Here is a 25071-nt window from a genome sequence, read left to right on the forward strand (position 1 = left end):
TCACCCGTTCGCACCGGATCGTTCGACGCACTTGCCGACTTCGCCGGCGGGAACCGGGCTGAACTCGAGATCGCGGTACCAGTGGAACACCGAGCCGTAGCTCTCGGCCGCTCCCGTGAGCTGGTACGGCCCGTCCTCCGGCCGCACCTCGATCGTCCCGGGCTCGCCGTCGATCACCACGGCCAGTTCCAGCACCCAGGTGTAGTGGGCCTTCTCGGCTCGTGCGGCGACCTGGAACACCACGGCCTCACCATCGGCCAGGGCGATCGCGTTGTCCAGGAAGTAGCTGCCGCCCCACTCCCGCCCTTCGACCGTCCGGGCGATCGGGTTGGGTTCGTCGAGGTCGAATCCCACCCGGATGGTGGAAACGTCGCCCTGCGGCCCGACGCACGCGGCCGTACCGGCGACGTTCGGGCCCCGGTCGAGAACGCGCACCCGCATGTCGGTGATCACGACGTTGCGCGAGCTCGCCCCCTCCACCGTGATCCGGGTGCCGAGCTCGTTGAGCTTCGTGGCACCGGGCACCCGGGGGCCGGCGGCCGGGTAGTCGCCGAGATCTCCCAGCTCGGCCACGCGTTCCGGCGGGATGACTTCGCCGAACGCGTAGCTGTAGTCCTGCGCCGCCGTGTTCTCCACGACCGCGGTGACCAGCAGCGGTGGCCGGAAGAGATCGCGAACCGCGTTCCAGGTGAAGGGGCCCGCCACCCCGGCGATGGCCACCACCAGCGCACCGATGGCGATCCCGGTCTTGGACAGCGCGAACCGCCACCACGAAGGCCGCGGCGCGGAATCCGGCTTGCCGGTGGGCTTCTCGGTCCGCTCGGCCATGAACTCACCCCTGTGCCGCGATCATCCGACAGCGGCGCAGCGTACTGATCCGCAGTGCGGGTGCGAGCGGATTCCGCCCACGATCCTCCGGATGGCGGCCGAACCACCCGATCACGTGACGGCGCCCCGGCCGAGTCGACCGGGGCGCCGCGGGAGTGATCGTCAGCGGGCCGGGGGTTCGTAGTTCTCGATGCGGCGCAGGAGGTTTCGGATGCGAGCGCCGTAGAGGGGCGAGAGGGCGTAGCCCGGGTAGCTGGCGAACCAGCTGGCGCTGCCGAGGCTCACCGCGTCCGCGCCCGCCCAGAAGTACTCGCGGCAGTCGTCGAAGCTGCGGATGCCGCCGGTGGCGACGATCGGCAGGGTGACGCCCGCGTCGCGCAGCTCCTTGACCACCCGCAGGCCGATCGGCTTGATCGCGCGGCCGGACAGGCCGCCGAAGCCGTTCTTCAGCAGCGGCTGCCCGGTGTTCGGGTCCAGCCGCAGGCCCTTGACGGTGTTGATCGCGGTCAGCGCCGACACCCCGTGCTTGGCCGCCAGCCGCGCGTGGGCGACGTAGCCGTAGTCCGGCGAGAGCTTCAGGATCACCGGGTGGTTGCTGCGCGGCACCGCCTCGGCCAGCACCGACTCGATGATCTGGTCGAAGTCGAAGTTGACGTTGTGGCAGGAGACGTTGAACTCGACCGCGGCGATCTCGCCGGCGGGCACCGCGGCGTTGACCTTGTCCACCAGGGTGACGAACTCCTCGGCGGAGAACCCGCCGACGGAGATGATGGTGTTCTGCTCGCGGGTGCGCGGGTAGTAGTCGCGCAGGTAGGCGTCGATGCCGACGTTGCACCAGCCGAAGGCGTTGAGCCAGCCGCCGTCGACCTGCCGCAGCGCCTGGCCGTAGCGCTTGAGCAGGGCGGGCAGCTCGTTGAGCGCCCAGTCGTCCTTGGTGGTGAAGTGCCCTTCGCGGGGCTCGACGGTGACGGTGCGGGTGGTGACCGCGCCGAAGCGCTCCAGCCGCACGAAGTTCGAGATCGGGCTCATGCCGTAGGCCATCACCTTGGCGTTGGCCACGCCGTAGCCCAGCAGGCTGGACGAGGTCACCAGGCGGTTGCGCAGTCTGATGTCGCCGAGCCGAACGCCGGGTTCGGCCGGAACGTCTCGCACCAACCGTAGGTTGCGCTCCTGGGCCACGCTCACGATCTCCTCCTACCCCGCGTCGACGACCTGCGCGTCGCAGCGTCGGCCTCCATTGTCCCCCATTCACGACTCCCCACCCCAGCGGCCTCGATCACATGCGCTGTTCGTTCTCTTGCGTTCCGCACAACATTCATGTTCGATCGAATGCGTGGAGAGTTCGGAACGCACATCGACGATCGTCGAACGACTGCGGCTGGCCGAGCGCGTCACGGTCGCCGAGCTGGCCGAGGCGACCGGCTGCTCGGAGATGACCATCCGCCGCGACCTCGACCAACTCGCCGAGCAGGGCGTCCTGCGCCGGGTGCGCGGCGGCGCGGTGAGCTTCCTGCGCGGCCATTCCGCGCCGTTCCCGCTGCGCGAGCGCGACGAGGCGGCCGTCAAGCAGCGGCTGGCCGCCGCTGTCGACGAGCTGATCACCGACTGCGAATCGGTGATCCTCGACTCCGGCACCACGACGCTGGAGGTCGCCAAGCGGCTCGCGCACCGCAGGCTCACCGCCATCCCGCTGGACCTGCACGCGGCGAACGCCCTGAGCAACGTGCCGCAGGTGGACCTGCTGCTGCCGGGCGGGCGCACCAAGCCGGGCGAGCTGACCTTCACCGGGCACCTCGCGGAGGCCTCGCTGCGGGCGCTGCGGGTGGACACCACGGTCCTCGGCGTCTGCGGGCTGTCCGCCAAGCACGGCCTGACCGCGCACGACCTGGAGGAAGTGCCGGTGAAGCAGGCCGCGGTGGATGCCGCCCAGCGCGTCGTCGCGGTGTGCCACGGGGCGAAGTTCGCCCGCACCGGTCTGGGGCTGGTCTGCCCGGTCACCGATCTCGACGTGGTCGTCACCGACTCCTCCGCGCCGGAGGAGGTCCGCGCCGAGCTCGCGGCGGCCGGGGTGGAGGTGCGCGTTGTCTGAGACGAGCGTCGCGGCCCCGCAGCGGGCGCGCTGGGCCGTCACGGCCTACTTCGTGAGCACCGGTGCGGCGCTGGGCACCTGGACCGCTCGGATCCCGGCGATCAAGCAGGACCTCGACCTCGACGAGGGGCAGGTGACGCTGGCGCTGTTCGCGGTCGCGGCCGGTTCGGTGCTGGCGATGCAGGCCGTCGGGCACCTCGCCGACCGGTACGGCAGCGCCCGGGTGCTGGCTCCGGCCGGGCTGGCGATGGCGGCGAGCCTGCTGCTGCCGGGTTTCGCGGGCAGCCTGCCGGTGCTGCTGGTGGGCCTGCTGCTGTTCGGCGCCGGGCACGGGACCGTCGACGTGGCCATGAACACCCACGCGATGCAGGTCCAGCGCGGCTACGGGCGGCCGATCGTGAGCACGTTCCACGCGATGTTCAGCGTCGGCGGCCTGCTGGGCGCCGGGGTCGGTGCGCTGGCCGCCTACGCCTCGATCGGCGTGGGCCTGCACTTCGCCCTCGTCGGGGCGGCGCTGGCCGCGGTGCTGCTGCCCGCCAGCCGCGAACTGCTCCCGCCGGAAGCGCAGGTGTCCAGCGGTTCCGCACCGCGGCAGCGCGGGATCTCGCCGGGCATCCTGTTCCTCGGCGTGCTGGCGTTCTTCTGCTCGGTCGGCGAGGGCTCGATGGCCGACTGGTCGCCGCTGTACCTGCACGACGTGCTGGAGACCGGCCCGGCGGTCGCGGCGATCGGCTACGCGGTGTTCTCCGCGATGATGGCCGTCTTCCGGTTCCTGGGCGACTTCCTGGTCGCCCGGCTCGGCCCGGTGGTGCTGGTCCGCTGCTGCGGCGCGATCGCCGGGACCGGCCTGGGCACCGCGCTGCTGCTGCACCACCCGGTGGCGGCGATCATCGGGTTCGCGCTGTTCGGCATCGGGCTGTCGTGCATCATCCCGCAGGTGTTCAGCGCGGCGGGCAGCCGCGATCCGAGCCGCAGCGGCCGGGACCTGGCCCAGGTCAGCACCCTCGGCTACGGCGGCCTGCTGGCCGGCCCGGTGGTGATCGGCCTGATCTCCAGCTGGACCGACCTGAGCATCGGCCTCGCGGTCCCGGCGGCCCTGGCCCTGCTGGTCGCCCTCTCCGCCCCGGCAGTCCGCCCCCGCTGACCCGGAGGTCGTGAGTGCGCAACAGTGTTCGAACACTGTTACGCACTCACGACCATCAGCGGGCTGCGGTCACGGCCGCTTCGAGGTGGGCCTGAGCCTGGTCCACCGCTGCGACCAGGGACTCCGGAGCCAGGCCCGCGATCAGCTGGTCCACCTCGCGCAGGCCCGCCCGGGCGAGCAGGCGCTTCTCGTTGGTCACCCACTCCCCTCTCGCGGCCAGGACCGCGTGGGCCGACTGGCAGGCCGCCTGCGCGATCGCACCAGCGGTTTCGGCGAGCCGCCCGTGCGGCGCGTGGTTGGCCCGCGCGTAGGTGAGGGTGAGCGAGGCCTGCTGCCACCAGACCTCCGGCGCGGCTTCGCGCAGCGGCTGCGGGAATTCCGGGCGCGGCAGCTCGCCGTGCAGCACCCGGTTGATCGCCAGCTCGGCCAGCACCAGGTAGCTCGGGATGCCCGCCAGGTGGAACATCAGCGGCTGCCACTCGAAGCGCCCGGCGCGAGCTTCGTCGAGCACGTGCTCGACGACGTCGAGATCGCGGTAGTGGACGTCCACTGGGCGGTCGTCGATCCGCAGCCAGGCGCCGCCGTTGAACACGCCGCCGCCCCAGGCGCCGAGCTCGGACACCTCGCCGGGCCAGCCGACGTCGCGCAGGTGCTGCGGCTCGAACCGGCCGCGGTAGTAGATCGCGAAGTCCCAGTCGCTGTCGGTGCGGTGCGCGCCCTGGGCGCGCGATCCGCCGAGGCTCACCGCGCGCACTCCGGGCAGCTCGGCGAGGCGGTCGGCGACGTGGGTTTCGAATTCGGCTTCTGCCAGCAAAACAGCTCCTCCAGCGCAGGAAAGACCAGCGCGACCGGTCGAGTCGCGCTGCGGGACGGGGTGATCACTGCGCGGAGCCCATGCGGAGAAGGCTATCAGCCGACGAAGGTCAACCAGCGCCGGTAGCGCTCGTCCTCGCCGCTCACCGCCGCGCTGAAGGCGTCGCGGATCTTTCCGGTCATCGGGCCGGGCGCACCGATCTCCCGGTTGTCGACCGAACGCACCGGTGTCACCTCGGCCGCGGTGCCGCACAGGAACATCTCGTCGGCGGCGTAGAGGTCCGAGCGCAGGAGGTTCTCGCGCCGCACGGCGAACCCCAGGTCGGCGGCCAGCGTCGACACCGCGTCCTGCGTGATGCCCTCCAATGCGCCCGCGCTGGAGGGCGGGGTGAAGAGCACGTCGCCGCGCCGGATGAAGATGTTCTCGCCGGAGCACTCGCTCACGTGGCCGTCGGTGCTCAGCAGCACCGCTTCGTCGAACCCGGCCTCGCGCGCTTCGAGCTTGGCCAGCGCGGAGTTGAGGTAGGGACCGGTGGCCTTGGCGGCGGTCGGCACCACGGTCGGATCGTTGCGGCGCCAGGAACTCGTCATCAGCCGGATGCCCTGCTCGGCGGCCTCGCCCAGGTAGGCGCCCCACTCCCAGCTGCTGATCGACATCTGCACCTCGGCCCCGGTCGGATCGACGCCCATCGAGCCGTAGCCGAGGTGCGCGAGGTGGCGGACGTAACAGGAGCGGTGGCCGTTGGCGCGCACCAGTTCCAGCGTCGCCGCGCGCAGTTCCGCCTTGCCGCGCGGCAGCGCCATGCGCAGCATCCTGGCGCTGCGGAACAGCCGGTCCAGGTGCTCGTCGAGCCGGAACAGCGCCGGTCCGTCCGATGTGGAGTACGCGCGGACGCCTTCGAACACCCCGGTGCCGTAGTGCAATCCGTGGCTGAGCACGTGGATCCGGGCGTCCTGCCACGGAACCAGCTCGCCGTCCATCCAGATGTGGTCCGCCTCGGTCAGCGCCATCGCAACCCCTCCGGCAAAGTGGCTTGTCCCGCGATGTGGAACAAGCCACTTCGCGATCAAGTGACACGTTAGCAAGTGGATCACTCATCCACTAGAGCGTGGTCCTCCTTGCGGCAGAATGGCCCGCATGCCAACCGCCGATGTGGACCAGTTCGCCGCGTTGATCCGCGACCGGCTCCGCCACGGGCACGGCCCGCTGAGCCGCCAGCTCGCCACCGCGCTCACCGACCTCGCCCGCACCGGCGCGCTCAGCCCCGGCACCCGCCTGCCCTCCGAGCGCGACCTGGCCCGCGTGCTGGAGTGCAGCCGCGGCGCGGTGGCCGCCGCGTTCAACGCGCTCTTCGAGGACGGGATCTGCGAGCGCAAGCACGGCAGCGGCACCTACCTCACCGCATCTGTCGCGGCCTCTGCGATGGACCGGCTGCTCAGCCCCGGCGCGGTGTTCGCCGATCTGTCCACATCGGTCGTTCCCGATCCCGCGCACCTGCGCCTGCCCAAGCTCGAACCGGCCGACCTCCTGCACACCCCGAGCAGGCACGGCTACGACCGGTTCGGCGAGCCGGGCCTGCTGGAGCTCCTCGGCGACGTGCTGATCACCAGCGGCGGGCAGCAGGGCATCGACCTGAGCACCCGCTGCCTGGCCCGTCCCGGCGAAGCGGTGCTGGTCGAGGAACCCACCTACCCCGGAGCGCTGGCCGCCATCACCGGGTGCGGAGCGCGGGCGATCGCGGTGCCCACCGATGAGCACGGCATGGTCCCCGAGTCGCTGAGCGAGGCGCTGAGCAGGCATCGGCCCGCCTTCGCCTACGTCCAAGCCGTCCGCAACCCCACCGGCGCGGTCGCCGGCGCCGAGCGCGTGCGGGAGCTGGCCGGGATCGCGCGCAACGCCGACCTGCCGGTGGTCGTCGACCACGCGCTGGCCGAGGTGGTGCACGAAGGCACGCCGCCGGGCCGGTTCGCCGACACCCACCCGCACGGCACGATCGAGGTCCACTCGCTGTCGAAGGCGCTGTGGGGCGGCCTGCGGGTGGGCTGGCTCGTCGCCCCCGAGCCGCTGCGCAGCCAGCTCACCGAGCTGAAGCAGACCGGCGACCTGGCGACCAGCACGGTCAGCCAGCGGCTCGCGGCGGAACTGCTGCGGCACAACGACTTCACGTCCTGGCGCGGTGAGCTGACCCGCCGCCGCGACCACCTGTCCGCCGCCCTGCGCCGGGAACTCCCGCAGTGGACCTGGAGCCGTCCCGCAGGTGGCCTGTCGCTGTGGGTGCGGCTGCCGGGCACCGACACCGACGCCTTCGCCGAACTGGCCCGCGAGCACGGTGTCGCGGTCGCGCCGGGTTCGATGTTCTCCGCCGACCGCCGCTACCGCGATCGCCTGCGGCTCAGCTTCGCGCTGCCCCCGGAGCTCCTCGACCAAGCCGTACCGGCCCTGGCCCGGGCGTGGTCGGCCCGCACCTGACCAGCGGGCGGGTGCGCTCCACTTCGGATCGTCCGGGAGAATTCGCGGCAGCACTGGAAGCGAGACCGAGGAGAACGCTCGTGAACACCGAGAAGCCGAAGATCGCCAAGCCCACCGGCGAGCCGCCGACCGAGCTGGTCGTCAAGGACCTCACCGTCGGCGAGGGCCAGGAGGCCACCGCGGGCACCGAGGTCGCCGTCCACTACGTCGGCGTCTCGCACAGCACCGGCAAGCAGTTCGACGCCAGCTGGGACCGCGGTCAGCCGCTGCAGATCACGCTCGGAAAGGGCCAGGTCATCGCGGGCTGGGACCAGGGCCTGCAGGGCATGCGGGTCGGCGGCCGCCGCCAGCTGATCATCCCGCCGCACATGGCCTACGGCGACCGCGGCGCGGGCGGGGTCATCGCGCCCGGCGAGACCCTGGTCTTCGTCTGCGACCTCGTGGCCGCCCGCTGAACAGCGACGAGGCCCGCGACCACCGCGGTCGCGGGCCTCGCGCGCTCAGCCTGTCAGGCGTCCTGGGCCTGGCGGCGCAGTTCGCGCAGCTCGCGCATCGCCTTGATGGCCTGCTCGCCGTCGGCCGCCTGGATCGCCATGATCGGCACGTACTCGTCCTCGGGCAGCTCCAGCCGGGCCCACGCCGAACCGTCCGGGAAGGACACCGACTCCACCACCGGCCACGAGTAGCGGTGGGTGCCGATGATGTTGCGGACCTCCAGCCCGTCGGCGTCGGCGCGCAGCCGCGGCCGCGTCAGCAGCATCACCCCGGCCGCCAGCAGCACGCCCAGGAAGCCCATCGCGATCTGGTCGGACAGCGAGAAGATCACCCCGGTCGGGCTGTTCGTCAGCAGGGTGCCGACCAGCACGAACACCAGGACCAGCAGCACCGCGATCGGGATCGCCACCCGGCGGACCTTCCGCGGCCGCACCTCCACGCTCACAAGAACCCCCGCTCGCCGTCCCAGCCCCGCAGCTCCCGCAGCACGAGCGCGGTCTCCAGAGCTGCCGCGGTGGCCTCGAAACCCTTGTCCTCCACCGAGTTCTCGAACCCGGCCCGCGCCTCCACCTGCTCCACCGTGTCGCAGGTCAGCACGCCGTTGCCGATCGCCGTGGACTCGTCCAGCGCCACCCGGGTCAGGCCCTGGGTGACCGAATCGCAGACGTACTCGAAGTGCGGGGTGCCGCCGCGGACGACCACGCCGAGCGCGACCACCGCGTCGTGCTGGTGCGCCAGCTGCTGGCAGACCACCGGCAGCTCGATGGAACCGGGCACCCGCACCACCGTGGGCTCGGCGATGCCCGCCTCCGCAGCCGCCGCCAGCGCGCGGGAGAGCATCTGCTCCACGAACCGCTCGTGCCAGCGGATCGCCGCGATGCCCAGCCGGAGCTCGCCGGCTTTCGGCGCGCCGACGCGCGGCCTCCCCTCGCCACTCATGCCGTCACTCCAGCCTCGCCGTTGATCGAGGAATCCTCGCCGTCGTCGAGATTGTCCAGCACGTGGCCCATCCGGTCGCGCTTGGTCCGCAGGTAGCGGATGTTCTCCGGGTTGGGGCGGATCGGCAGCGGCACCCGGTCCACGATCCGCAGCCCGTAGCCCTCCAGGCCGACGCGCTTGGCCGGGTTGTTGGTGAGCAGCCGCATCGACTTCACGCCCAGGTCGCAGAGGATCTGCGCGCCCTGCCCGTAGTCCCTGCTGTCCACCGGCATGCCCAGCTCGACGTTGGCGTCGACCGTGTCAGCGCCGTCGTCCTGCAGCTGGTAGGCCTGCAGCTTGTGGATCAGGCCGATGCCCCGCCCCTCGTGCCCGCGCATGTAGAGCACCACGCCGCGGCCGGCTTCGGCGACCTTGGCCATCGCCGCGTCCAGCTGCGGGCCGCAGTCGCAGCGCAGCGAGCCGAGCACGTCGCCGGTCAGGCACTCGGAGTGCACCCGCACCAGGATGTCCTCGCCGTCGCCGATCTCGCCATAGACCAGGGCCAGGTGCTCGATGCCGTCGATGGTGCTGTCGTAGCCGTAGGTGCGGAAGGTGCCGTGCGCGGTGGGGATGCGGGCTTCGGCGACCCGGACGACCTGCTTCTCGAAGCGGCGCCGGTAGGCGATCAGGTCGGCGATGGTGATCAGCGCGAGGTCGTGCTCCTCGGCGAAGACCTCCAGCTCGTCGCGGCGGGCCATGTCGCCCTCGGACTTCTGGCTGACGATCTCGCACAGCGCACCGGCCGGGCGCAGGCCGGCCAGGCGGGAGAGGTCGACCGCGGCTTCGGTGTGGCCGGGCCGGCGCAGCACGCCGCCGTCGCGGGCGCGCAGCGGGACGACGTGGCCGGGGCGGGTGAGGTCCTTGGCCGTGGACTCGGCACCGGCCAGCACCTGCAGCGTCTTGGCGCGGTCGGCGGCCGAGATGCCGGTGCTCACGCCTTCGGCGGCGTCCACGGTGACCGTGTACGCGGTGCCCTTGCGGTCCTGGTTCCAGTAGTACATCGGCGGCAGGTCGAGGCGGTCGCAGTCCTCGCCGGGCATGCCGACGCAGATGTAGCCGGACGTGTAGCGGACCATGAACGCCACCAGCTCGGGCGTCGCCTTCTCCGCGGCGAAGATCAGATCGCCTTCGTTCTCGCGGTCCTCGTCGTCGACCACCACCACCGGACGCCCGGCGGCGATGTCGGCCAACGCGCGCTCGATGCTATCGAACTTGTTCGTGCTCACGGTGCCGCCAACCTCGGGGTTCATCACTGCGCCTCCCTGACGCCGCCATTGTCCCCCGAACGGGGCTGCGCACCACGGGCCCGGTGGTCCAACTGCGCGGCCGCGAGCCGTTCGAGGTGCTTGGCCAGCACGTCCACCTCGATGTTCACTTCGTCACCCGGTGCGCGGCGGCCGAGCGTGGTCAGCTCCTTGGTGGTCGGGATGAGCGCGACGCTGAACGCCGACTCGCCCGCTTCGACCACCGTCAGCGAGACGCCGTCGACGGTGATCGAGCCCTTCTCCACCAGGTAGTGCGACAGCCGCTGCGGCAGCTCGAAGCGGGTGAGCCCGTCGGCGTCGGTGCCGCGCAGCACCGCGGTTCCGTCGACGTGGCCCTGCACGATGTGCCCGCCGAGCCGGTCGCCGAGGGCCATGGCGCGCTCCAGGTTGACCCGGTCACCGGTGGCGATGCCCTTGAGCGAGGAGCGGCGCAGCGTCTCGGCCACCACGTCGACGGTGAACTGCCCGTCGCCGACGGTCACCACCGTCAGGCACACGCCGTTGACGGCGATCGAGTCGCCGTGCTTGGCGTCCTCGGTCACCACGGGCCCTCGGATGGTGAGCCTGCTGCCATCGGCCAGCGGTTCGACCGCCTCGATGGTGCCGAGTTCCTCGACGATCCCGGTGAACACTGCTGCCTCCTCGCCTTCGGCGTCCGCCGCGGCCCTCAGCTCTCCTGCGGGACCGCGCTGATGCGGACGTCCGGGCCACTCATAGTCGTCTCTTCGATCTGCAACCGCCATGCCTGCGAGATGCTTCCCACTCCGGCTTCGCCGAGCGCGGCCGGACCGGCGCCGAGCAGCGCCGGAGCCACGTAGGCCAGCACCCGGTCCACGCAGCGGGCCTGCACGAACGCACCGGCCAGCCGCGGCCCGCCCTCCAGCAGCACGTCGACGATGCCGCGCTCGGCCAGCGCCGCCAGCGCCGCCCGGGGATCGCCGCCGGGCAGGCGGAGCGTTTCGGCCGCGTCGTCGAGCACCTTCGCCGTCGCGGGGATCTCGCTGTCGCCGATGACGACCCGCAGCGGCTGCCGCTCCAGCAGCGCCCCGTCGGGAGCGCGGGCGGTCAGGTGCGGGTCGTCGGCGCGGACCGTGCCGGTGCCCGCGATGATCGCGTCCACCCGGGCGCGGATCCGGTGCACGTCGGCGCGGGATTCGGCGGAGCTGATCCACTTGCTGGTGCCGTCCGCCGCCGCCGAGCGCCCGTCGAGCGTGGCCGCGTACTTCCAGGTCACGTGCGGTCGGCCGGTGCGGGCGAAGTGCAGCCACGCGCGCAGCGGTCCGGCCGCGACCTCGTCGGCCAGCAAGCCGCTCACGACCTCCACGCCCGCCGCGCGCAGCCGCTCCGCACCACCGCTGGCCAGCGGATTCGGGTCGGAGGCGGCGTGCACGACGCGCGCGACACCGGCTGCGATCAGCGCCTCGGTGCACGGCGGCGTGCGGCCGGTGTGCGAGCAGGGTTCCAGCGTGACGACGGCGGTGCCGCCCCTGGCCCGCTCCCCCGCCGCGCGCAGCGCGACGACCTCCGCGTGCGGACCACCCGGTGGCCGGGTCGAGCCGACCCCGACGACCTCACCGCCGGCGCCCACGATCACGCAGCCGACGGGCGGGTTCGGGCTGGTGGTGCCCCGGACCTGCTCGCTGGCCGCGACCGCGGCACGCATCGCCTGCTCTTCGCCACGAGCGACCATCGTCGTCCTCCCGCTCCCCGGACCCGTGAGTGTTTTGTGGCGCTATAGCACCACAAAGCACTCACGGGAAACGATCACTGCCGGGCGTGGGCGAAGTTCGGGGCTGCCTTGGCGCGCAGGGCTTCCAGGGCCTTGGCCGGGTCGTCGGCGTTGTAGATCGCCGAGCCCGCCACGAAGCAGTCCACGCCCGCCTCGGCCGCCTGCTCGATGGTGTCGGCGTTGATCCCGCCGTCGATCTCCACCACCAGCTTGAGGTGGCCGGTGTCGACCAGCTCGCGCGCCTTGCGGGCCTTGTCCAGCACGTCGGCCATGAACTTCTGGCCGCCGAAGCCCGGCTCCACCGACATCACCAGCAGGGTGTCGTAGTGCTTGAGCACCTCCAGGTAGGGCTCCAGCGGGGTGCCCGGCTTGATCGACAGGCCCGCCTTGGCGCCGGCGGCGCGCAGGTCCTTGGCGATGGCGATCGGGTCCTTGGCGGCTTCCACGTGCACCGTGACGTTGTAGGCACCGGCCTCGGCGTAGCCGACGGCCCAGCGGTCCGGGTCCTCGATCATCAGGTGGCAGTCGACCGGGATGTCGGTCGCCTTCAGGATCGACTCGACCACCGGCAGGCCCAGGGTCAGGTTGGGCACGAAGTGCGCGTCCATCACGTCCACGTGCAGCCAGTCGGCCCGCTTGCCGGGCTCGCCGTTCACGGCGGAGATCTCATCGGCGAGGCGGGCGAAATCTGCGGAGAGGATGGAGGGCGCGATCATCGGCTGGTTCGACACATGCGGGAGTGTAAATCCCGCGCATTCCCCAGCTCAGATCACCCTCGCCACCCGATCGGGTGAGCGGTGGTCCCGGGGGCCGCGCGCCCCCGGAACCGGCTACTTCGCGCTCTCGGTCTCGGAGTCGGGTTCGGCCGCGCGGCGGCGGTGGATGACGTAGTACGCCACGCAGAGGATGACGACGAACGGGACGCCCGCCTTCCACGCGGTGTTGAACTGCTCGGTGAACGGCGTGGTCAGCAGGACCGCCGCGACGAAGAGCATCGCCATCACCGTCGTCACCGGCGCGCCCGGCAGCCGGACCGGCGACGGCGGCAGACCTTCCGCCGCGCGGCGGCGGCGGAACACCAGCTGGCTGGCGAAGATCATCAGCCAGGTGATCAGCGCCCCGAACAGCGCCAGGCCCAGCAGCATCGGGAACGCCGAGTCCTCGGCGAACACCGCCAGCGCCGCGGCCAGCGCCAGCCCGGCCGCCGAGAGCACCAGCGCCCGGCGCGGCACGCCGTTGCCGCTGACCTTGGCGAACCACCTCGGCGCATAGCCGTCCATCGCCAGCGAGTGGGTCATCCGCGCGGTGATGTAGAGGTTGGTGTTCATCGCCGACAGCGCCGCGGTGAGCACCACGAAGTTCATGATCCCGGCCGCCGCCGGGATGCCCACCATGCTGAACAGCCGCACGAACGGGCTCTCGGTGACCTCACCGGAGGACGACACCTCGTTCCACGGCAGGATCGAGACCACCACGAGCATCCCGAGCACGTAGAACAGCGCGAGCCGCAGCACCATGCCGCGCGCCGCGCGCGGGACGTCCCGGCCGGGGTTGCGGGACTCCGCGGCGGTGATCGACACCGCCTCGGTGCCCAGGTAGGAGAAGGTGACCACGGTCAGCGCCAGCCACACCGCGCCGATGCCGTTGGGCAGGAACCCGCCGTGCTCGGTCAGCGCCCCGACACCGGCGGGCTGCTGGCCCGGCAGGCCGAAGAAGATGTAGAACACGCCCAGCCCGATGAACACCACGATCGTGACGACCTTGATCATGGCGAACCAGTACTCGAACTCGCCGAAGAACCGCACCGCGGCGAAGTTGACCGCCAGCATCAGCAGCGAGAACGCCACCACCGGCATCCACAGCGGCAGCTGCGGGTACCAGAACTGCACGTAGAGCCCGGCCGCGATGACCTCGCTGCCGATGTTGACCACCTGCGCGGCCCAGTAGATCCACCGCGACACGAAGCCCGGCAGCCCGCCGAGGTAGCGCTGCACGACCGCGCCGAAACCACCGGCCTCCGGGTGCACCACGATCATCTCGGCCAGCGCGAAGGCCAGCGCCAGCGCGGCGAACGCGGCCACCGCGTAGGCGATGATCACGGCCGGTCCGGCGATGGAGATCGCCAGGCCGGAGCCGAGGAACAACCCGGTGCCGATGGCACCGCCGATGGCGATCATGCCGACCTGGCGGCCGGACAGATCCCGGCGTAACCCGGACTGCTGCTCCGGTGCGGTCTCCTGTGCCACTACGCCTCCCACTCGTCGCGCACCGCTCAGTGCGCGACGAGCACCTTACGACGCGGAGGGCACCGCGGGCGGCCTCGGTTGCGCACTTGTGGCCCAAACTGGCGCGCGAGGTCAATTTCGTACGAAATTGACGCGGTCCCGGGTGACGGCGGGGGTCAGCGGGGCAGGGTGAGGTCGATCGGGGTGCCTTCCTCCACGGAGCGGCTGACCGTGCAGTACTTGGTGATCGCGCGCTCGACGGCTTCGAGCAGCTTGGTGCGGTCGTCGCCCTCGATCGCGCTGAGGTCGACGTCGAAGCCCACCTGGACCCGGGCGAACTTGTGCTTGTCCTCCGGAACCTTGGTGCGGTCCGCGCGGACGGTCAGCTCGGCGTCCTCGCCGAGCCGTCGGACCAGCAGGTTCTCGCTGGTCACCGCGGAGCAGGCGGCGATCGCGGCGAGCAGCAGCTCACCGGGCGTGAACGCGTCGGGGGCGTCCTCCCGGCCGATCGCGACCTGGCCTCCGCGCGGGTTCGTCGCGAGGAAGGCGTGCTGACCGGTCCGGGTCACTTCGACCGGAGTGGAAGACATTCGTACCACCGTTCGTTGGAGTTGCCGGTCCAGCCTCGGTGCTGCGACCGTGCAAGGTCAACCACCGCGGGCACCGCGTTGTTCCGAACCGGGATCGAGGCCATGACCACAACCGAGGAAGGCTTGCAGCGCCGCCTGACGCTGCGCGACCTGATCGTCTCCGGGCTGCTGTTCATCGGCCCGCTCGCTCCAGTGGGCGTCTTCGGCGTGCTCGACGCGCGCAGCGGCGGTGCGGTGGCACTGGTGTACGTCGTGGCGACGATCGCCATGGGCTTCACCGCGTGGTCCTACGCGCGGATGTCGGCCGCGGTGCCCAAGGCCGGGTCGGTGTTCGCCTACGCCTCGGCCGGGCTGGGGCGTGCGCCGGGCTTCGCCGCCGGGTGGATGATCATGCTGGACTACCTGTTCATCCCGAGCGTGGCCTCGCTGTTCGTCGGCATCGCGACCAACTCGCTGGTGCCGCAGATCCCGGTGTGGCTGGCGACCGGCGCGGCGATCGTGGTGGTCACCGCGCTGAACCTGACCGGGGTCAAGGTCGCGGCGATGGTCGGCACGGTGGTGCTGGTGGTGGAGATCGTGCTGCTCGTGGTGTTCGTGGTCGCCGCGCTGGTGGTGCTGGCCGGGGAGGGCCCGGCGCGGCCGTGGCTGTCACCGCTGACCGGCTTCGCGGGGTTCGCGCCGCTGGCGGTGCTGGGCGCGGTGTCGGTGGCGGTGCTGTCGTTCCTGGGCTTCGACGCCATCGCGTCCTTCGCCGAGGAGAACACCGGCTCCACCCGCCAGGTCGGCCGGGCGCTGCTGTTCTGCCTGGCGCTGAGCGGCGTGCTGTTCTTCGCGCAGACCTACCTGGCGGCCCTGCTCAGCCCGCTGACGCCGCAGGAGCTGGCGCAGAACCCGAACGCGCAGGACTCCGCGTTCTACGACATGCTGCGGGCCGCGCTGGGCGGCTGGCTGGCGGTGGCCGTGACGGCGGTGAAGGCGATCGCCCCGGCGTTCTCCGCGATGATCGCGCAGGCGGCGGTGAGCCGGTTGCTGTTCGGCATGGCCCGCGACGGGCAGCTGCCCGCCGGTCTCGCCCGCATCGACCGCCGCACGCACGTCCCGCGCAACGCGACGCTGCTGGCCGCCGTGGTGACGCTGCTGGTGTCGGTGTGGGCGGCGTCGGCCGAGGACGGCCTGGAGGTGCTGTCGTCGATGGTGACGGTCGGCGCGCTGACCGCGTTCGTGCTGCTGCATGCCTCGGTGATCGGCTACTTCGCGGTGCCGGGCCGGGAGCGCAGCGCCTCGACCGTGGTGATCCCGGTGATCGGCGGCCTGATCTCGGTGGTCGTGCTGATCACGGCCAGCGGCCTGGCCCTGGCGGTGGCGGCGGTGTGGCTGCTGCTGGGCCTGATCACCTACACCGTCCGCAACCGCACCACCACCGACTAGCCCGGCTCACTGCAGGGGGCGGGGCCAGGATTCCGGCAAGTCCGGCCGGGCCGGGGCGGGTGGCAGTTTTGCCGGAAACTGGCACCTCGCCGGGCCCGGAATGTCCGGTCGGTTTCAGGCAAAACTGCCGCGCGAACCCAGCCTGGACGACTTTGCCGAAACTCTGGGGGCGGGGCGTCAATTTCGTACGAAATTGACGTTCGCCCGGGTGATGGTCAATTTCGTACGAAATTGACCACCGCCCTGGCGAGGTGGTCAGTCCTGGCCGATGTCCTCGTACCAGAGGCCGGGGTGGGCCGCGATGAAGTCGGCCATCATCCGGGTGCAGGCCGGGTCGTCGAGGAGCACGACCTCCACGCCGTGCTCGGCCAGCCAGTCGTGGCCGCCGTGGAAGTTGCGGGCCTCACCGATCACGACGCGGCTGATGCCGAACTGGCGCACCAGTCCGCTGCAGTACCAGCACGGCGACAGCGTGGTCACCATCGTCGTGCCCGCGTAGGAGCGCTGCCGCCCGGCGTTGCGGAAGGCCGCGGTCTCGCCGTGCACCGACGGATCGTCGTCCTGCACGCGCCGGTTGTGCCCCTTGCCGAGCACCTCGCCGTCGCGGCCGATCAGCGCGGCCCCGATGGGGATCCCGCCCTCGGCGAGCCCGGCCTCGGCCTCGGCCACCGCCACCGCCAGCCACCGCTGGTAGTCCACTTCGGACATTCCGAACCACCCACTTCTCAACCCACGCCACCGACACACCTACCGCACCCACCCCACCACAACGAGCCCCCGACACACCGGCAACCCGCGCAACTTCAATTGAAATCAGACATCCAATTTCAACTGAACTTGCGGACCACGTCGGCGACTCGGGCACCCGGCACGCCGACACCCGCGGGCAACCGCCGCAAGTTCCATTGAAATCAGGCGTCCGATTTCAATGGAACTTGCGTCCCACACCGGCGTGCCGGACCCGACACACCGGCGGCGCGTCGGGTTCCACGCGATTTCAATGGAAGTCGGACGTCCGATTTCCATTGAAATCGCGGGAGGTCCGGGCTCAGCCCGGGATCTGCAGGAGGGCGCAGAACATCGCGTCGGTGCCGTGGCGGTGCGGCCACAGCTGGACCGACGGCCCGTCGCCGAGGTCGGGCACGTCCGGGAAGTACGGGCGGGCGTCGAGCTGGGTCACCCCGGTGCGGCGGATCGCGTCGGAGACCACCCCCTCGGTCTCCGGCAGGTGCGGCGAGCACACCACGTAGGCCACCACGCCGCCGGGGCGGGTCAGCCCGATGGCCGAGAGCAGCAGCTCCCGCTGCAGCTTCGTCAGGTCGCCGACGTCGGAGGGCTGACGCCGCCAGCGCGCCTCCGGGCGCCGCCGCAGCGCGCCGAGCCCGGTGCACGGCGCGTCGACCAGCACGCGGTCGTAGCCGGGCTCCAGGCCCGGGTCGCGGCCGTCGCCGACGTGCACGTTCACCGACAGGCCCTCGGTGGCCTGCCGGATCAGCTCCGCGCGGTGCGGGGCCTGCTCGACGGCGTCGAGCGTGCCGCCGTCCATGGTGATCAGCGCGCCGAGCAGGTTGGCCTTGCCGCCGGGGCCCGCGCACAGGTCCAGCCAGCGCAGGTCGGGGCCGGTCAGCTCCGGCCGGGTCAGCGCGAGCGCGACCAGCTGGCTGCCCTCGTCCTGCACCGCCGCGAAGCCCTCGCGCACGGGTTCCAGGTCGCCCGGGTCGCCCGCGCCCGCCTCCAGCCGCACCCCGTACGGCGAGTACGGCGCCGGGTCGCCGCCGGTGATCGCGGCGAGCTCGTCGGCGCTGATCTCACCGGGGCGAGCGGTCAGGTGCACCGCTGGGCGGGCGTCGTCGGCGGCCAGCGCCGCGTCCAGCTCGTCGAGGCCGACCGCGTCGGCGAAGGCCTGCGCGATCCACCGCGGGTGCGCGTGGCGCATCGCGAGGTGGCCGATCGGGTCCTCGGAGCGCGGCGGGGCCAGCTTCTCGACCCAGCCCTGCTCGTCGAGCTCGGCGGCGCTGCGCAGCACCGCGTTGGCGAAACCGGACAGCTTCGAACCGGATTCGAACCGGACGATGTCCACAGTGGAGGCCACGGCGGCGTGCGCCGGGATCCGGGTGCGCAGCAGCTGGTAGACGCCGATGCGCAGCGCGTCGAGCAGCTTCGGGTCCATTTCGGACAGCGGGCGGTTGCTGCAGGCGTCGATGACGGCGTCCAGCAGGCCCTGCGCGCGGCACGCCCCGTAGGTCAGCTCGGTGGCCAGCGCGGCGTCCCGGCCGCTGATCCGGCGCTGCTTGAGCAGCGGCGGCAGCGCCAGGTTGGCGTAGGCGTCGCGCTCCCGGACGGCGCGCAGCGTCTCGACCGCGACCAGGCGCACCTGGTCGACGTCCACCGGTCGCGGTGGACTGGCCTTGCGGCGCGGTGGGCGGGCCTTGCCCGGCCGGGACGGTCGACGGCGTTCGTTCACTTGAGCCGTTCTCCTTGCTCGATGCGTGTTCCGCGGGCCCAGTCGGTGGCGGCCATCCGCTTCTTGCCCGGCGCCTGCACCTCGCCCAGCGCGACGGCCGAGGTGCCGGTGCCGACCAGCACCCGACGCTTCTCCACCCGGATCTCCCCCGGCGGCAGTTCATCGTCCACGATGGACACCGGGCCCAGCTTGAACCGCCCGTCGCCCAGCAGCGCCCACGCGCCCGGTTCGGGCGTGACCGACCGGATGAGCCGGTCCACGGCGGTCGCGGGCGCGGTGAAGTCCACCTTGGCGTCCTCGACGGTGACCTTCGGCGCGTAGCTGAGCCCGTCGGCGGGTTGCTCCTCGGCGCGCAGCGTGCCGTCCTCGACGCCGTCGAGGGTCGCCGCCAGCAGCCCGGCGCCGGAGACCGACAGCCGGTCCAGCAGCTCACCGGCGGTGTCGGTCGGGCGAACCTGCTCGGTGACCACGCCGAAGACCGGGCCGGCGTCCAGCTCGCGCACGATGCGGAAGGTGCTGGCCCCGGTGATCTCGTCGCCGTGCCGGATCGCGGCCTGCACCGGCGCGGCACCGCGCCACGCCGGGAGCAGCGAGAAGTGCAGGTTGATCCACCCGAACTCCGGGACGGCCAGCGCCTCCTCCCGCAGCAGCGCGCCGTAGGCGACCACCGGGCAGCAGTCGGGGGCGAGTTCGCGCAGCCGGGCCAGGAACTCCGGTTCCGACGCGCGAGCGGGCGTGAGCACCTCGATGCCGTGCTCGTCGGCGAGCGCGCCGACGGGCGAGCGCACCAGCTTGCGACCGCGCCCGGCGGGCGCGTCCGGGCGGGTGACCACGGCGACGACCTCGTGCCGGTCCGATTCCAGCAGCGCGCGCAGCGCCGGGACGGCGGGCGCGGGGGTACCTGCGAAGACCAGGCGCATCAGCGGCCTCCGAACAGCGGGTGCGGGCTTTCCTTGATCACCGGGACCTCGCCGCCGAACCACTCCGCGCTGCGGATCTCGCGCAGCGCCGCCTTGCGGGTCTGCTCGTCGAGCCGGTCGACGAACAGCACTCCGTCCAGGTGATCGGTCTCGTGCTGGATGCAGCGCGCCAGCAGGTCGGTGCCCTCCACCTCGATCTGCTCGCCGTGCATGTTCCAGCCGCGCGCCACCACGTGCTTGGCGCGCACGCACTCCCAGAACAGGTCGGGGATGGACAGGCAGCCCTCCGGGCCGAACTGCTCGTCGCCGCCGACCGCCGTCCAGGTCGGGTTGATCATGTGCCCGGCGAAGCCGTCGCAGTGGTAGGTGAACACCCGCAGCCCGACACCCAGCTGCGGCGCGGCCAGCCCGGCCCCGCCCTGCTGCTCCATGGTGTCCCACAGGTCCTGCACGAGCGTGCGCAGCTCCTTGTCGAAGTCGACCACCTCGTCGGCCCTGGTGCGCAGCACTGGGTCGCCGAAGAGTCTGATCGGCTGGACGGTCACACGGGCCCCCTGGGGAGATCGGCGGTGGTGCTTGGCGACCCGCAGAGTTTAGATGGCTTTCCAGGCTCGTTTTGCGTGGCGGTGCCGGTAGCGGAACCTCAGCGCCCGCCTGGACTGCGGGTGCCCTGACTCATGTATGACCAATACACAGCGTCAGGGCCGTCCTCGCCAGGCGAACGCTGAGAACCCGCGGCGGTGCAAGCTGCGAGGGTGGGCTATGCGCCTACGGCGCATGCGACCACTTCCACGGCCTGAGCACGTTGATCGTCGCGGCTGCGGCCATTAGACCGAGTTAACGAGCTCAGCGGCCGTGCCGCCTCGCGTGGCGGCAGTTGTGCCGATTTGGCCGATTCGGATCACCCGGTGGACGCGATTCACTGGGGAGCCCCGAGCGACGGAGTGGCCATGTCGAGCACCGAGCAGATGCAAGCGCTGACCCCCGCCGACCACCCGGGCCTGTTCCAGGCGGCCGACGCCGCCGCAGCCCGCCAGCGGCACGCCTACCTCAGAGCGGCGCGGTCCCGGTTGATGCTGATCGTGGCGGCGGGTGTGCTGGCCACCCTGACGCTGCGCCTCGGCGACACCGGCATCGACCTGTTCGCGGTGGGCGCCGCGCTGACCCTCGTCGGAGCGGTGGCGGTGGAGCTGGCGCTGGTCAGCACCCGCCCCGACCGGCTGTGGGCGGAAAGCCGCGCCCTCGCCGCCTCGGCCAAGACGCTGACCTGGCGCTACGCCGTGTGCGCGGCCCCGTTCCCGGCGGGGAGCGCGCAAGCCGACGAGCGGTTCGCCGCGCGCCTGCGCACCGTGCAGCAGGAACTCCCCGACGTCCCGCTGACGCAGCACACCGCCGAGACGATCACCGAGCGGATGCGAGCGCTGCGCGGCGCGCCGCTGGCCGAGCGCAAGGAGGCCTACCTGATCGGCCGGGTGCTCGACCAGCAGGACTGGTACGAGACCCGGGCCCAGCACCACCTGCGGCAGGCCCGGTTCTACCGGACGGCGATGGTGGTCATCGAGGTGCTGGGCGTGGTCGGCGCTCTCGGCGAGGCCTTCGGCATCACCGGCCTGAACAGGGCGGGCGCCGTCGCCGCCGTGGTGGCCGCGACAGTGGTCGCGGCGATCGCGGCGTGGGGCGCCACCCGCAGGCACTCGGCGAAGGCGGCGGCCTACCGCCGGGCCACCGCCGAGCTCGGCGCGGTCCGGGACCTGCTGGACAGCGACCTGGACGAGCAGCAGTGGTCGGCGGCGGTGACCGACGCGGAAGCCACGATCGCCCGCGAGCACGCCACCTGGCGCGCGACCCGCACCACCTGACCGGCCCGGCACCGATCGGCGTGACGGTTTCCCCAGTTCAGTGCCCGTGAGTGTTTTGGGGTGCCATAGCACCACAAAACACTCACGGGCCATCACCTGCCGAAACGTCACGCACTACCGAGGGAGAGGTGCCCGGGTCAGGGAGCCGGGGTGACCACCGCTGCCGCGCCGCCGCCGCGGCGTTCGCGTTCGGCTGCCGCGGCCCAGCGGCCGTCCGGGAGGCGTTCCACCCCGGTTGCCGCGCCGATCTCCGCGGTCTTCTTGAACTCGTGGCCGATGGCCTCGAGCTTCTCCGCTTCCGGCTGGGCGAGGAAGGCCGGTTCCGCGTCGGTCTGCGCGGTGTTGCGCTGGGAGGCGCGGGGCTCGGCGATGGCGTCGACCAGCGACATGCCGCGGTCCAGGCGCCCGGTGAGGCTCTGCAGCACGGTGGTGATGATCGTCGCACCGCCGGGGCTGCCGACCGCGAGCAGCGGCTGACCGTCCTGCAGCACGATCGTCGGGCTCATCGAGCTGCGCGGCCGCTTGCCGGGGCCCGGCAGGTTCGGGTCCGGCTCGCCCGGCGTGACCGGGGTGAAGTTGAAGTCGGTCAGCTCGTTGTTGAGCAGGAATCCGCGCCCCGGCACCACGATGCCGCTGCCGCCGGTCTGCTCGATGGTCAGCGTGTAGGCGACCACGTCGCCCTCGGCGTCGGCGACCGTCAGGTGCGTGGTGTTCGGCCCCTCGTACGGTTCGGCGCCGTCGGTGGTGCGGGCCGTGCAGTCCTGCGGCTGCTTCGGGTCGGCCGCGGCCACCGGGGTGGGCAGCACCGCGTCGTCGCCGATCAGGCAGGCGCGGGAGTCCGCGAAGTCCTGCTCCAGCAGCGCTTCGGTGGGCACCTCGTTGAACGCCGGGTCGCCGACCCAGCGGTTGCGGTCCGCGAAGCCGATCTTGCTGGCCTCCAGGTACCGGTGCAGGTACTGGGTCTTGTCGGCCGCGGTGAGGTCGGTGCCCTCCAGGATGTTGAGCGCCTCGCCGACGGTGGTGCCGCCGGAGCTGCCCGGCGCCATGCCGTAGACGTCCAGGCCCCGGTAGGTCAGGTGCGTCGGGTCCTGGTCGATGGTGCGGTAGCCGCGCAGGTCGTCGGTGGTCATCGCGCCGGGGCGGACCTCGCGGCCCGCGGCCGGGTCCACCGGCGGTTCGTTGACGGTCTTGACCACGTCCGCGCCGATCTCACCGGCGTAGAGCGCGTCCACGCCGCGCTCGGCCACTTCGCGGTAGGTGTCGGCGAGGTCGGGGTTGCGGAGCTTGCTGCCGACCTCCGGCAGCTCGCCGCCGGGCAGGAACAGGTCGCGGGTGGCCGGGAACGCGCGGAAGCGCTCCTCGTTGTCGGCGGTCTGCTCGCGGAAGGTCTCGTCGACCACGAAGCCTTCGCGGGCCAGCTGCTCGGCCGGGCGCAGCACCTCGGCGAGGTCCTTGCGGCCCCACTTGTCCAGCGCGTGCTGCCAGGTCATCGGGGTGCCGGGCACGCCGACGCCGAGTCCGCTGGTGACCGCCTGGTCGAACGGGATCGGCTTGCCGTCCTCCAGGAACAACTCCTCGTCGGCGCTGGCCGGCGCGGTCTCCCGGCCGTCGATCGTCTCGACCTTCCCGGTCTCGGCGTCGTAGTGCACGAAGTACCCGCCGCCGCCGAAGCCCGCCGAGTACGGCTCGGTGACGCCCAGCGCGGCCGCGACGGCGACGGCGGCGTCCGCGGCGCTCCCACCGTTGCGGAGCACGTCGATGCCGATCTGGGTCGCGTAGGGGTCGACGCTGGACACAGCGCCGCCGGAGCCGACCGCCTCGGCGTCCTTGGGCGGTTCGGGCGGACCACCGGGGGCCGCCTGGGCCATCGGCGCGATCACGGAACCGGTCACGAGCACTGCGAGGGTGAGCCGAACGGGCCTCGCGCGCATTTCCACACCTCCAACATCGACAACCCCGCCAACTCTGCACAGTCGACGCCCGGAGGACAACACCGTTCGGCCGCGGACCGGAAGGGCCAACGGACCGTTCACCTCACCGAAAGCGGATCGTTCACTCAGCGCGGCGGCACCAGGGCCTCGGCGTGGTAGCGGCAGTTCGGCGCCCACAGCAGGAACGAGCCCATGCCGTTGGCGCGGGCGGCGTCGATCTGCGCCGCCACCTCCGCGGGGCCGTAGCGCACGCCGAGGCTGAAGTCCTGCAGCCACGGGATGATCTGCACGTCGGTGCCCTCCACGGCCTCGCGGAACTTCGCCAGCGAGCGCACCACGATGTCGTAGGGCTGCGCGTTGGGATCGGCCACGCCGAACTCACCCGGGGCCCAGTGCGACGGGTAGACCATCGGCGAGATGTAGTCGACGTGCTGCGCGATCTGGCTGATGTCCTGGGCGATCTCGGTCGGGCGGTCCACCGCGATGCCGAACACCGAGGCGCCGAGCAGCGCCCCGCGCGAGCGCACCTCGGGCTGGGTCCGGCGCAGGAAGTCGGCGATGGCCGCCTCCGGAGTGGTGGTCAGGCCGGGGATGCGCATCCGCCCGAGGTCGCCGTCCGGCCGGCGCACGTAGTCGTAGAGGACGTCGTCGAAGCCCAGCTCGGCGGCTTCCGCGGCGATGTCGACGTTGTAGCGCACCACGGTGGGATCGGCGAAGTTGGTGAACGCGTAGCCGCCGTAACCACCGGTCCACGGCCGGCCGTCGGCGGTCTGCACGACCCGCTCCGGGTGCCCGCCGCGCCAGGAAGCCTCGCCCAGCACCGGGTCCTTGAACGCGACCAGCCTGCCGACCACGCGAACGCCCATGCCGTGCAGCTGGTCGAGCACCTGCCGCGCGTCGTAGTAGCCCTTGACCGCGCCGATCTCGTGCGCCAGCGGCACCGCGGAGTCGTAGACCACTTCCCCGCTCTCGTCCTTGAGGTCCAGCTCGACGGTGTCGATCTGGCCCCGCCGCGCCAGCTCCAGCACCGGTTCGCGCAGCGCGCCGCTGGTCCAGGCCAGCCCGGTCAGGTGCACCGCCCGCATCCCGGGGTGTCTGGTGTGGACGGTCACGGAGCGTTCGGTGCGGTTGCCCGCCGCGTCGGTGGCCACGACCGGCACCTGCCGCTGCGGCCGCTCGACGACCGCGCGGAACCCACCTTGCGGATCCGGCACCGCGGGCCTGCCCGCGACCAGGACTTCGGCGGCGCCGCGGGCAGTTCCCGCCACGGTCACCGGCGCGTCCGGCGCCTCCGCGCGCAGCGAGTCCCCGACCTGCAGCTCCGGCGGGGAGTCGTCCACTGCGAACGTCCGGATCGTGGTGGCCGAACCGATCCAGGAGGGCACCACGACGCGCAGTTCGTGCGGCCCGTCGGCCAGCTCGACCGGCAGCACCCGGTGCGCACCCGCCACGCGGACCACCGGGACCTCGCGGCCGTCCACCACGACCCGCACACCGTCCTCGGCAGCGGAGCGGATCTGAATCGACCCCACGTCCGCGGACGTGATCGGGCGATCCGGCAGCCCGGCGATCTCGACGTCCTCTGTGGACAGATTTCGAACCGGCAGCACGCCGAGCAGCAGCACCAGCGCGGCGCCCACTGCGACCACGACGAACCTCGGCAACCCGGCCGGCAGCGCCCGCACGCGGGCAGCATCCGTCATCGCTTTCGCCTCCCCGACTAGGCGAACTCGCGCGGCAGCACGAAACTCGTGCTCTTTCAAGCGGAATGCGTGCGGCCCACCATCCCAGCCGGAACGCGGCGGATCAATTGACCAGTTGGAGTATCGCCAAGCCGCGAAAC

The 25071-nt window shown here is 71.9% G+C and carries 24 protein-coding genes; 6 read left to right on the forward strand and 18 right to left on the reverse strand.

Annotated elements, in window-relative coordinates; all coding sequences use genetic code 11:
- Both OU416_RS35250 and OU416_RS35255 read right to left on the reverse strand, forming a co-directional pair.
- A complete protein-coding gene (locus OU416_RS35250) occupies positions 1-828 on the reverse strand; it encodes a hypothetical protein (protein WP_270931411.1) in 828 nt (275 codons plus the stop codon).
- A 162-nt stretch (positions 829-990) separates the two neighbouring features.
- Positions 991-1980, reverse strand: coding sequence for a beta/alpha barrel domain-containing protein (locus tag OU416_RS35255; protein WP_270931412.1), 990 nt, complete (start codon positions 1978-1980; stop codon positions 991-993).
- A 181-nt stretch (positions 1981-2161) separates the two neighbouring features.
- On the opposite strand from OU416_RS35255, the gene OU416_RS35260 reads away from it, so the two are divergent.
- Positions 2162-2917 carry a DeoR/GlpR family DNA-binding transcription regulator gene (locus tag OU416_RS35260; protein WP_270931413.1) on the forward strand — a complete coding sequence of 252 codons (756 nt, stop codon included), beginning with the start codon at positions 2162-2164 and terminating at the stop codon, positions 2915-2917.
- The gene (locus OU416_RS35265) at positions 2910-4061 is read left to right on the forward strand and encodes an MFS transporter (protein WP_270931414.1); all 1152 of its coding nucleotides are present in this window, start codon (positions 2910-2912) and stop codon (positions 4059-4061) included. Before OU416_RS35260 ends, OU416_RS35265 begins: the two co-directional genes overlap by 8 nt.
- A 55-nt stretch (positions 4062-4116) precedes the next feature.
- Here OU416_RS35265 and OU416_RS35270 read toward each other — a convergent pair whose 3' ends face one another.
- Together OU416_RS35270 and OU416_RS35275 are read right to left on the reverse strand one after the other, a co-directional pair.
- On the reverse strand, positions 4117-4872 hold the full coding sequence (locus OU416_RS35270) for a nucleotidyltransferase domain-containing protein (protein WP_270931442.1): 756 nt from the start codon (positions 4870-4872) through the stop codon (positions 4117-4119).
- Positions 4873-4970: 98 nt separating this feature from the next.
- The gene (locus OU416_RS35275; RefSeq protein ID WP_270931415.1) at positions 4971-5885 is read right to left on the reverse strand and encodes a branched-chain amino acid transaminase; all 915 of its coding nucleotides are present in this window, start codon (positions 5883-5885) and stop codon (positions 4971-4973) included.
- Positions 5886-6012: 127 nt separating this feature from the next.
- On the opposite strand from OU416_RS35275, the gene OU416_RS35280 reads away from it, so the two are divergent.
- Together OU416_RS35280 and OU416_RS35285 are read left to right on the forward strand one after the other, a co-directional pair.
- Positions 6013-7344, forward strand: a complete 1332-nt coding sequence (locus tag OU416_RS35280) for an aminotransferase-like domain-containing protein (RefSeq protein ID WP_270931416.1) — start codon at positions 6013-6015, stop codon at positions 7342-7344.
- Positions 7345-7424: 80 nt separating this feature from the next.
- Positions 7425-7799: an FKBP-type peptidyl-prolyl cis-trans isomerase gene (locus OU416_RS35285; RefSeq protein WP_270931417.1), complete on the forward strand. Its 375-nt coding sequence runs from the start codon at positions 7425-7427 to the stop codon at positions 7797-7799.
- A gap of 53 nt (positions 7800-7852) precedes the next feature.
- On the opposite strand, the gene OU416_RS35290 is transcribed toward OU416_RS35285, so the two are convergent.
- The 8 genes from OU416_RS35290 to OU416_RS35325 form a co-directional block, all read right to left on the reverse strand.
- Entirely contained in the window at positions 7853-8248 is a 396-nt protein-coding gene (locus OU416_RS35290) for a PH domain-containing protein (protein WP_270931418.1), read from the reverse strand.
- A 32-nt stretch (positions 8249-8280) separates the two neighbouring features.
- Positions 8281-8778 (reverse strand): 6,7-dimethyl-8-ribityllumazine synthase, encoded by a 498-nt coding sequence (ribH, locus tag OU416_RS35295; RefSeq protein ID WP_270931419.1) that lies wholly within the window; start codon positions 8776-8778, stop codon positions 8281-8283.
- Positions 8775-10067: a bifunctional 3,4-dihydroxy-2-butanone-4-phosphate synthase/GTP cyclohydrolase II gene (locus OU416_RS35300; RefSeq protein WP_270931420.1), complete on the reverse strand. Its 1293-nt coding sequence runs from the start codon at positions 10065-10067 to the stop codon at positions 8775-8777. The genes ribH and OU416_RS35300 overlap by 4 nt, the downstream gene beginning before the upstream one ends.
- On the reverse strand, positions 10067-10714 hold the full coding sequence (locus OU416_RS35305) for a riboflavin synthase (protein ID WP_270931421.1): 648 nt from the start codon (positions 10712-10714) through the stop codon (positions 10067-10069). The genes OU416_RS35300 and OU416_RS35305 overlap by 1 nt, the downstream gene beginning before the upstream one ends.
- A 35-nt stretch (positions 10715-10749) precedes the next feature.
- Positions 10750-11772: a bifunctional diaminohydroxyphosphoribosylaminopyrimidine deaminase/5-amino-6-(5-phosphoribosylamino)uracil reductase RibD gene (ribD, locus tag OU416_RS35310; protein WP_270931422.1), complete on the reverse strand. Its 1023-nt coding sequence runs from the start codon at positions 11770-11772 to the stop codon at positions 10750-10752.
- 74 nt (positions 11773-11846) lie between these two features.
- On the reverse strand, positions 11847-12527 hold the full coding sequence (gene rpe, locus OU416_RS35315; protein ID WP_270931443.1) for a ribulose-phosphate 3-epimerase: 681 nt from the start codon (positions 12525-12527) through the stop codon (positions 11847-11849).
- 114 nt (positions 12528-12641) lie between these two features.
- Positions 12642-14057, reverse strand: coding sequence for an amino acid permease (locus tag OU416_RS35320; RefSeq protein ID WP_270931423.1), 1416 nt, complete (start codon positions 14055-14057; stop codon positions 12642-12644).
- Between the two features lie 155 nt (positions 14058-14212).
- Positions 14213-14626: an OsmC family protein gene (locus OU416_RS35325; protein WP_270931424.1), complete on the reverse strand. Its 414-nt coding sequence runs from the start codon at positions 14624-14626 to the stop codon at positions 14213-14215.
- A 102-nt stretch (positions 14627-14728) separates the two neighbouring features.
- Here OU416_RS35325 and OU416_RS35330 point away from each other — a divergent pair, with 102 nt between their 5' ends.
- Positions 14729-16054 (forward strand): APC family permease, encoded by a 1326-nt coding sequence (locus tag OU416_RS35330; protein WP_270931425.1) that lies wholly within the window; start codon positions 14729-14731, stop codon positions 16052-16054.
- A gap of 255 nt (positions 16055-16309) precedes the next feature.
- On the opposite strand, the gene OU416_RS35335 is transcribed toward OU416_RS35330, so the two are convergent.
- The 4 genes from OU416_RS35335 to def form a co-directional block, all read right to left on the reverse strand.
- The gene (locus OU416_RS35335) at positions 16310-16762 is read right to left on the reverse strand and encodes a nucleoside deaminase (RefSeq protein ID WP_270931426.1); all 453 of its coding nucleotides are present in this window, start codon (positions 16760-16762) and stop codon (positions 16310-16312) included.
- 340 nt (positions 16763-17102) lie between these two features.
- Positions 17103-18518 (reverse strand): RsmB/NOP family class I SAM-dependent RNA methyltransferase, encoded by a 1416-nt coding sequence (locus OU416_RS35340; RefSeq protein ID WP_270931427.1) that lies wholly within the window; start codon positions 18516-18518, stop codon positions 17103-17105.
- A complete protein-coding gene (fmt, locus tag OU416_RS35345) occupies positions 18515-19438 on the reverse strand; it encodes a methionyl-tRNA formyltransferase (protein ID WP_270931428.1) in 924 nt (307 codons plus the stop codon). The genes OU416_RS35340 and fmt overlap by 4 nt, the downstream gene beginning before the upstream one ends.
- A complete protein-coding gene (def, locus tag OU416_RS35350) occupies positions 19438-19983 on the reverse strand; it encodes a peptide deformylase (RefSeq protein ID WP_270931429.1) in 546 nt (181 codons plus the stop codon). Before def ends, fmt begins: the two co-directional genes overlap by 1 nt.
- Before the next feature lie 405 nt (positions 19984-20388).
- Between def and OU416_RS35355 the strand changes: the two genes are divergently transcribed.
- Positions 20389-21297, forward strand: a complete 909-nt coding sequence (locus tag OU416_RS35355) for a DUF4231 domain-containing protein (RefSeq protein ID WP_270931430.1) — start codon at positions 20389-20391, stop codon at positions 21295-21297.
- Between the two features lie 137 nt (positions 21298-21434).
- On the opposite strand, the gene ggt is transcribed toward OU416_RS35355, so the two are convergent.
- Both ggt and OU416_RS35365 read right to left on the reverse strand, forming a co-directional pair.
- On the reverse strand, positions 21435-23228 hold the full coding sequence (gene ggt / locus OU416_RS35360; RefSeq protein ID WP_270931431.1) for a gamma-glutamyltransferase: 1794 nt from the start codon (positions 23226-23228) through the stop codon (positions 21435-21437).
- A gap of 125 nt (positions 23229-23353) precedes the next feature.
- On the reverse strand, positions 23354-24931 hold the full coding sequence (locus tag OU416_RS35365) for a putative glycoside hydrolase (protein WP_270931432.1): 1578 nt from the start codon (positions 24929-24931) through the stop codon (positions 23354-23356).
- Positions 24932-25071 lie beyond the last annotated feature (140 nt).

The organism is Saccharopolyspora indica (assembly GCF_027853965.1).
GTDB classification, from domain to species: domain Bacteria; phylum Actinomycetota; class Actinomycetes; order Mycobacteriales; family Pseudonocardiaceae; genus Saccharopolyspora; species Saccharopolyspora indica.